Source organism: Planktotalea sp. (genome assembly GCF_049680325.1).
Classification (GTDB): Bacteria; Pseudomonadota; Alphaproteobacteria; order Rhodobacterales; family Rhodobacteraceae; genus Planktotalea.
The window spans coordinates 1-7,658 of record NZ_JBAUHO010000365.1; the positions used below are offsets into that span (position 1 = coordinate 1).

Here is a 7,658-nt window from a genome sequence, read left to right on the forward strand (position 1 = left end):
GTAGTTAATAGTTACTGCTTCACGGCCGTTGCCGCCAGAAGTGTAGCCGTCAAAGCCCCAGTAGCCGTTTACAGAGGAGTTAGCTACAACGTTGTGGTAGCCAAGACCTGTGAGGCCCAAAGACTGGTTGTATGCGTTTGCTTGTGCATCGATAACGCCAGATGTGTTACCTACTGCAACTTTCAGGCCGCCAGTTTTCACGTAGAAGTTAGCGCCGTTAAGAGCACCAGCTGCTGTTGCGCTGTCCTGGATGCGGATACGTGCGCCAAAAGTCAGACCGTTGTCTGCTTCTGTTGAACCGTCGATGTTCAGACGGAAGCGGCTTGTAGCTGCAACCTGAGTTGCTGCTGCGGAGTTATATGTCGCACCAAAGCGGCCGTAGCCACCAAAAGATACGTCAGCTGCTGCAACGCCTGCTGTGGCGATCAGTGCTGTTGTAGCGAAAAGAACTTTTTTCATCGTTTTTCCCTCGGGGTTTCTATTCTGGTGCCTAGCCCGGGGAATCCGTACTAGGTCTGAAGGGTGTTTCGCTCTTTTAGGGGTCAGTTTGCAAGGCTCCCAAAACATGGCGCGTTAAAGGCTGTGAAAATGGTGCAGCTTTGCCACAGTCTTGCCACAAGGCGGCATACGCAAACTCACGCCTATATATATAGCAAAAACTCTTGCCCCCAAAGGGCCGCTTGGGTAGGACAAAGAAAACAAGGGGCTGGGCGGATTACCATGGGCAAACTGATCTCAACTAAACCAATTGTCGGAATCATTGCGGCGCTTTCGCTCGCAGCTTGTGGCGGCGGCATCGGCGGCGGCAGTTCCAGCAGTGCTGGCGATCTGCCGGCAAGCCATCCCGAATCAATTACACAAAAGGGTTCATCCATCTGGGATATCTTCAAACCTTCTGACGTTGGCACCAACGTTAAGGTGAACAAGTATATCTGGAATGCCTCGCTTGATGTTCTTAACTTCCTGCCTGTGGAATCGGTTGATCCCTTCTCTGGGGTAATCACAACAGGCTACGGACGCCCACCTGGTGGCGGTCGTGCATATCGCGCAACAATCCTTGTAAGTGATCCTGCGCTAGAAGCGCGTTCGCTGAACGTCGCCCTTCACACGCGTAACGGCCCTGTCAGCGTAGCAACCTCGCGCGCTGTTGAAGATGCTATCCTTGCACGCGCGCGCCAGCTTCGTGCGGTCGACAGTCGTCTTTAAGAAGACCTGTCAGCAAGCGATTTGACCCAATCCAACTGTTTCGGCAGGCATTGGGTCTTTAGATCATAAGTCTTCAATACAAATTCGCGTGCCGCTTTACCCAAGCGAGCGCGCGTTTCTTTGTCATCAAGCAGCGCATCGGCTTTTTCAACAAGTGCATCGGCATCAAAGAAATCGGTCAACCATCCCGTTTCATCGTGACGGATCGCTTCCAGCACAGGGGCGGTGTCAGAAGCCAGAATCGCCGCTTCCGTGCTCATCGCTTCCAGCAGTGACCAGCTAAGCACAAATGGATAGGTCAGATAGATATGCAGTCGGCTCACCTGCATCATCGCAAGGAACACGTCATAAGGGACGCGCCCCATGAAATGCACGCGTTTCCAATCTTCGTCTGAAATCTGATCGCGCACTTCGTCGATGTAAATCTGTTTCCATGTTTTCCCAGCTGGTGGCCGCGAGCCATAACTGACCTCATCCCCTCCCAATAGAACGACTTGGGCATTCGGCCGGGTTTTCAGCAGCTTGGGCAACGCACGCATAAACACATGATATCCGCGATACGGCTCAAGGTTGCGGTTGATAAAGGTAACCACCTCGTCATCACGCGTAAGGCTAAGGGTATCAGTCACCTTAAGAACCGCATCTTTGTTGGGCCGGACCAAATCAGTATCAATCCCGTCATGAATCACACTGATCTTTTCGCGAAACGGTTGGGGGAACGTGCCGGCCTGAAATTCCGTTGGGCTGATTCCCGCGTCACCGGCTTCAAAATGCAATGCATTGTTGAGATTGCGTAAACGTAAGCGCAATGCGTTGCTAAGCAGGTCTTTTGTCGAAAACTCGGGATCAAAGTTAACCGTTTCACCCTCATCCAGATGATATAGCTCGCAATACAAGCCCATTTTGGCATTCGGCCAAACATCTTTGAGGAACATCGGCTCGCCCCAACCGTGATGAGCAAGGATCACATCAGGCTCTAGACCTTTTTCCTTTAGCGCAAGGGCGTGACGATAACAGGCCTCTGCACGTATGACTTTGGTTTCCAGATCGGACAGCCATGGGTGGATATCTTTCGAACTTGAACGTTTGATACCATAGGGCAACAACGTCACGCCCTTCCAATTCGTCACCTTCTCTACTTTGGGTGTCAGCGAAAAAACCTGATGGCCTTGCTCGACAAGAGCGGGGGCCAAATGCTTGTACTGTCCCGGGAAGTTTTGGTGAATAATAAGAATACGCATATGAACTAGCCCGTTTAACTGTTTCCGCGACTATAGAAACACCAATGTGGCAGGCCAATGGCGAATTCAGGGGAGTGTTGGCTCTGGACCCCGAAAGGGCCATCGCATATCACCCCTGCAACAGTATTTAAGGCGCGAAACTGCGCAAAAGGACATGCCCATGCAACGCTATGACGCCACCACCATCGAAGCGAAATGGCAAGAAGCCTGGAACAAGGCCAATACATTCAAAGCCGAGCGCGATCCATCCAAGCCGAAATACTACGTTTTGGAGATGTTCCCCTACCCTTCCGGGCGCATTCACATGGGCCATGTTCGCAACTACACCATGGGCGACGTGATCGCGCGCTATAAGATGAGCACAGGCCACAACGTTTTGCATCCGATGGGTTGGGACGCATTCGGCATGCCAGCGGAAAACGCAGCTATGGCGATTGGCGGGCATCCAAAGGATTGGACCTACAACAACATCGCTGACATGCGTGAGCAGATGAAGCCGCTCGGCCTGTCTATTGACTGGTCCCGCGAATTCGCAACGTGCGATGTAGAATACTACGGCAAGCAACAGGCGCTTTTCCTCGACTTTCTCGACGAAGGCCTCGTCTATCGCAAGAATGCAGTCGTAAACTGGGATCCTGTGGACATGACCGTTCTCGCGAACGAGCAAGTCGAAGCAGGCCGCGGTTGGCGTTCAGGTGCATTGGTCGAACGCCGTGAACTCACCCAATGGTTCTTCAAGATTTCGGATCACTCCGAGGAGTTGCTTTCCGCCTTGGACGGCCTGGACAACTGGCCCGCCAAGGTGAAGCTGATGCAGGAGAACTGGATCGGCAAATCCCGCGGTCTTCAATTTGCCTTTTCAACGATTGATGCCCCTGACGGTCATGACCGAATTGAGGTCTATACAACCCGTCCTGATACATTGAACGGCGCGTCCTTTGTAGGCATCTCACCGGATCATCCGCTCGCTAAACTTCTTGAAAAAGACAACGATGAACTGCGTGCTTTCAACGAGGATTGCCGCAAAGGTGGCACCACAGCAGAAGAAATCGAAACCGCCGAGAAAAAGGGTTTCGACACTGGTCTGCGCGTGCGTCATCCGTTTGACACCGCTTGGGAGCTGCCCGTTTACATCGCCAACTTCATCATGATGGACTACGGCACAGGCGCGATTTTTGGTTGTCCTGCTCACGACGAACGTGATTTTGAGTTTGCAACGAAATATGCCCTGCCGATCATTTCGACTTACCTGCCCTCTGAGGATGCGTCACCCAAACTGGAAGAGGCCTATGTGCCTGCCAAGACCGAAAAAGTTTTCTACAACGGCGGCTTTGCAGGCGAGCAATGGCAGACAGGGTTTGAGGCTATTGATAGCGCGATTGCGTTCTGTGAAGAAAACGGCATCGGTCAGGGCGTCACCAAGTATCGCCTCCGTGATTGGGGCCTAAGCCGTCAGCGCTATTGGGGTTGCCCGATTCCCGTGGTGCACTGCTCTGACTGCGGCGTCGTTCCCGAGAAGAAAGAAAACCTGCCGATCGAGCTGCCATATGATGTGACCTTCGACACGCCAGGCAACCCGCTTGATCGTCATCCGACGTGGCGCAACTGTTCCTGCCCGAATTGCGGTAGCCCTGCGCAGCGCGAAACCGATACGATGGATACGTTCGTCGACAGCTCTTGGTATTTCGCGCGCTTCACGTCGCCGAATGCCGACACGCCCGTCAACATGGACGACGCCGAGTATTGGATGAATGTCGATCAATATATCGGCGGGATCGAGCACGCGATCTTGCACCTGCTCTATTCCCGCTTCTTCGCACGCGCGATGCAAATCACAGGCAACTTGCCTGCCAAAGCTATTGAACCTTTTGATGCCCTCTTTACCCAAGGCATGGTGACCCACGCGATTTACAAGAGTAACGGCGACAATGGGCGGCCTGTTTATCACTACCCCGAGCAGGTTGAATTGAAGGAGGGCAAAGCCTTTCTGAAAGACGGCGGCGCAGAGGTGGACGTTATCCCGTCCGCGAAGATGTCCAAGTCCAAGAACAACGTCGTCGATCCGCTGAACATCATTTCCGCCTTTGGTGCAGATACGGCCCGCTGGTTCGTGCTCTCCGATTCCCCCCCCGAGCGCGATGTCGAATGGACGGCATCGGGTGCGGAAGCTTCCTTTAAGCACCTGGGCCGTGTTTGGTCGATCTGCGACCGCATCGGGCAGATGGATAAAGACGCTCAAGGCGAGGGCGACGAAGATCTGCTGCGCGAAATGCACAAAGCCATTCGCGACGTGACCAGTGGGGTGGAAAGTTTCGGCTTTAATGCGGCTATCGCCAAGCTTTACGGCTTTACAAGCACGCTCGCCAAATCCAAGGCCGGCTACGCAGCACAACGCGAAGCGGTCATGACCCTTGCACAACTAATGGCACCAATGACACCGCATCTTGCAGAAGATATCTGGGCCCATCAGGGCGGGGTAGGCCTCATTATCAATGCACCTTGGCCCGTTGCGGATGAGGCGATGTTGGTTGAAAACAATGTCACCTTGCCCATCCAGATCAACGGCAAACGCCGCGGCGAAATCACTGTTCCCAAGGATATGTCCAAGGAAGAGGTTGAAAAGGTCGCTCTAAACGATGAGGCTGTGCAAAGATCACTGGACGGCGCGACGCCAAAGAAGGTGATTGTTGTGCCAGGGCGGATTGTGAATGTCGTTGTCTGATAGAAGAAACGTCCTGTTTGCTGGCGCTGCTTTTCTCATGGCTAGCGCCTGCAACTTTTCGCCTGTCTACGGGCCGAATGCAGCTGGCTCCAAGCTCGAAGGGCGTATTTACATCGCCGAGCCAAATACGAAAAACGAATACTTCGTTGTGCGCCAGTTAGAGACGCGCCTCGGTCGCGCCGATCCTGCGCCAATGACGCTTAAGTTTACGGTAACTGAAAGCGCCGCAAGTCTTGGGACAACGTCAACAGGCTCAACCACGCGTGTGCAATGGCGCGGTGTCCTTATATATCAGTTAAATAACTCTGAGACAGGCACGAGCATTGCAAATGGCTCAATCACAAACTTCACTGGCTATTCCGCGACCAGCAACACCGCCGCAACCCTTGCTTCTGAACGCGCAGCACGCGAGCGATTGATGATTATTCTGGCAGATCAACTCATTGATCGCCTTCATGTCATTGATCCCAAATTGCTACCATGAAACTATCGGCGCGTGAGGCATCTGGCTATTTTGCCAAACCTGACGCCGGCAAAACGGGCTTGCTAATTTTTGGCCCCGACGCGATGCGTATTGCGCTGAAACGTCAGCAAGTCATCGCCGCCCTCATTGGCCCTAACGGCGAAGAGGAAATGCGTCTCACGCGGTTACCCGCTGCCGATTTACGCAAAGATCCCGCCGCCCTCATCGATGCCATGACGGCGCAAAGCTTTTTTCCCGGGCCGCGCGTTGCATTTGTCGAGGATGCAACGGACACAATCGCCAAAACGATTGCGCCCGCGCTTGAGGAGTGGCGCAAGGGCGATGCCCAGATTATCGTGACGGCAGGCCAACTCAATGCGCGTTCTGGCCTGCGAAAAATGTTTGAGAGCCATTCGAACGCGTTCGCGGTGGGTATCTACGATGATCCACCCTCTCGTCAGGAAATCGAGGCCGAATTGACGCGCGCAGGCATTACCGCCCCGGATCGGGACGTTATGGATGACCTTACCGTCCTGTCACGCGCCCTTGATCCAGGTGATTTTCGTCAAACACTTGAAAAGCTCGCCCTTTACAAGCTGAACGACGCCGCACCGCTGAGCAGTGAGGACATAGCCAATTGCGCGCCAACCTCAACTGAGGCGGGCCTTGATGATGTTATCAATATTGTCGCCGAGGCCCGCTCTGGCGAAATTGGGCCAGTCATGCGCAAGTTGCAGGCCCAAGGCGTGCAACCCGTCGCCCTGTGCATCGCGACGCTCCGGCATTTCAAAACGCTTTATGCTGCTGCTAGTGATCCGGGCGGCGCGGCGCAGGGCATCGGCAAATTGCGGCCCCCCGTCTTTGGCCCACGCCGTGATCGGATGCTACGACAAGCGCAGGGTTGGGGCATCTACAATCTTGAAGCCGCGCTAAGTTTGATCGTCGATACAGATCTGAAACTGCGCAGCGCCAGTCAGAACGCCCCTTCAATGGCCTTGGTCGAGCGGTGTTTGATCCGCCTCGCAATGATGGCAAAACGATAAATGTCTTTGGGAGAAGCAAGCAATGTATGAAGTTTTTGGTTCGGTCGCGAGCCGCGCATTTCGGGTACTTTGGACACTCGAAGAGCTGGGTGAGGACTACACGTTAACGGTCGCCAAGCCGCGCGATCCTGTCATCACCGCCGTTTATCCTGCTGGCAAGGTTCCCGCAATGCGCGTTGGAACAGACATCCTCACAGATTCCGCTGCTATAATGACCTTCCTTGCGGACAAGCATAACGCTCTGACCGCCCCTGCTGGCACCCTTGCCCGTGCGCATCAGGATGCCATCATGCATGCAATTCTTGACGAATTGGATGCGGTTCTCTGGACTGCCGCGCGCCATACGTTTGTCCTGCCAGAAGAGCAGCGCGTGCCAGCGGTCAAGCCATCCTTGATGTGGGAATTCAATCGCAACGTTGATCGTTTGGCCAAGCGTATCACGACCCCATTCGCAGCAGGCGACACATTTACGATCGCCGATATTTTGCTGACCCATTGCCTGAACTGGGCGGTTGGTGCAAAATTTGAGCACGAGAACGCACAGATTGATGAATACGCAAACCGAATGCGCGCGCGCGATGCCTTCAAACGGGTTAGGGCATTGGCCTAAGTCCTAAGTAACGCGCCGCGCCGCGTCCCGCGACGCGGCCGGTGGCGAAACATGCCGTGAGGAGATAGCCCCCTGTGGGCGCCTCCCAATCCAGCATTTCGCCTGCGCAAAACGTGCCGGGTTTTGCATGCAGCATCAGATCACCGGTCAGCGCGCTTTGCATGACGCCACCGCTGGTGGAAATCGCCTCGTCCAAAGGACGCAAACCACTGTGTTTAATTTCCAAGTGCTTGATCCGCTGTGCTAACCCCTTCGCTGTGTCGGGGAGTGGTCGCACCCATTCGTTCAGCAAAGCTAGCTCATGCTTTTTCAGCTTTAGAACGCGGCGCATGTGATTTGACAAAGATGCCTTTCCGCGCGGACGCTCCAGCGC

General features: G+C 54.3%; 8 protein-coding genes. 5 read left to right on the top strand and 3 right to left on the bottom strand.

The window, feature by feature from the left end; translation table 11 throughout:
- Positions 1–459, bottom strand: a 459-nt coding sequence (locus WBC85_RS16415) for a porin (RefSeq protein WP_424439807.1), incomplete at its 3' end; no start/stop codon positions are given.
- A gap of 261 nt (positions 460–720) precedes the next feature.
- On the opposite strand from WBC85_RS16415, the gene WBC85_RS16420 reads away from it, so the two are divergent.
- A complete protein-coding gene (locus tag WBC85_RS16420; protein ID WP_424439810.1) occupies positions 721–1,206 on the top strand; it encodes a DUF3576 domain-containing protein in 486 nt (161 codons plus the stop codon).
- Here WBC85_RS16420 and WBC85_RS16425 read toward each other — a convergent pair.
- Positions 1,203–2,447: a glycosyltransferase gene (locus WBC85_RS16425; protein WP_424439813.1), complete on the bottom strand. Its 1,245-nt coding sequence runs from the start codon at positions 2,445–2,447 to the stop codon at positions 1,203–1,205. The genes WBC85_RS16420 and WBC85_RS16425 overlap by 4 nt on opposite strands.
- Positions 2,448–2,607: 160 nt before the next feature.
- On the opposite strand from WBC85_RS16425, the gene leuS reads away from it, so the two are divergent.
- From leuS to WBC85_RS16445, 4 genes are read left to right on the top strand one after another with little or no spacing between them, the layout of a single operon-like run.
- Entirely contained in the window at positions 2,608–5,169 is a 2,562-nt protein-coding gene (gene leuS / locus WBC85_RS16430; protein ID WP_424439816.1) for a leucine--tRNA ligase, read from the top strand.
- Positions 5,156–5,653, top strand: coding sequence for an LPS assembly lipoprotein LptE (gene lptE, locus WBC85_RS16435; protein ID WP_424439819.1), 498 nt, complete (start codon positions 5,156–5,158; stop codon positions 5,651–5,653). The genes leuS and lptE overlap by 14 nt, the downstream gene beginning before the upstream one ends.
- Positions 5,650–6,675 (top strand): DNA polymerase III subunit delta, encoded by a 1,026-nt coding sequence (gene holA / locus WBC85_RS16440; RefSeq protein ID WP_424439822.1) that lies wholly within the window; start codon positions 5,650–5,652, stop codon positions 6,673–6,675. Before lptE ends, holA begins: the two co-directional genes overlap by 4 nt.
- A gap of 22 nt (positions 6,676–6,697) precedes the next feature.
- Complete coding sequence (locus WBC85_RS16445) at positions 6,698–7,285, top strand: glutathione S-transferase family protein (protein WP_424439825.1); 588 nt, start codon at positions 6,698–6,700, stop codon at positions 7,283–7,285.
- On the opposite strand, the gene WBC85_RS16450 is transcribed toward WBC85_RS16445, so the two are convergent.
- The coding region (locus WBC85_RS16450) for an NAD(P)/FAD-dependent oxidoreductase (protein ID WP_424439828.1) at positions 7,269–7,658 on the bottom strand (390 nt) is incomplete at its 5' end. The genes WBC85_RS16445 and WBC85_RS16450 overlap by 17 nt on opposite strands.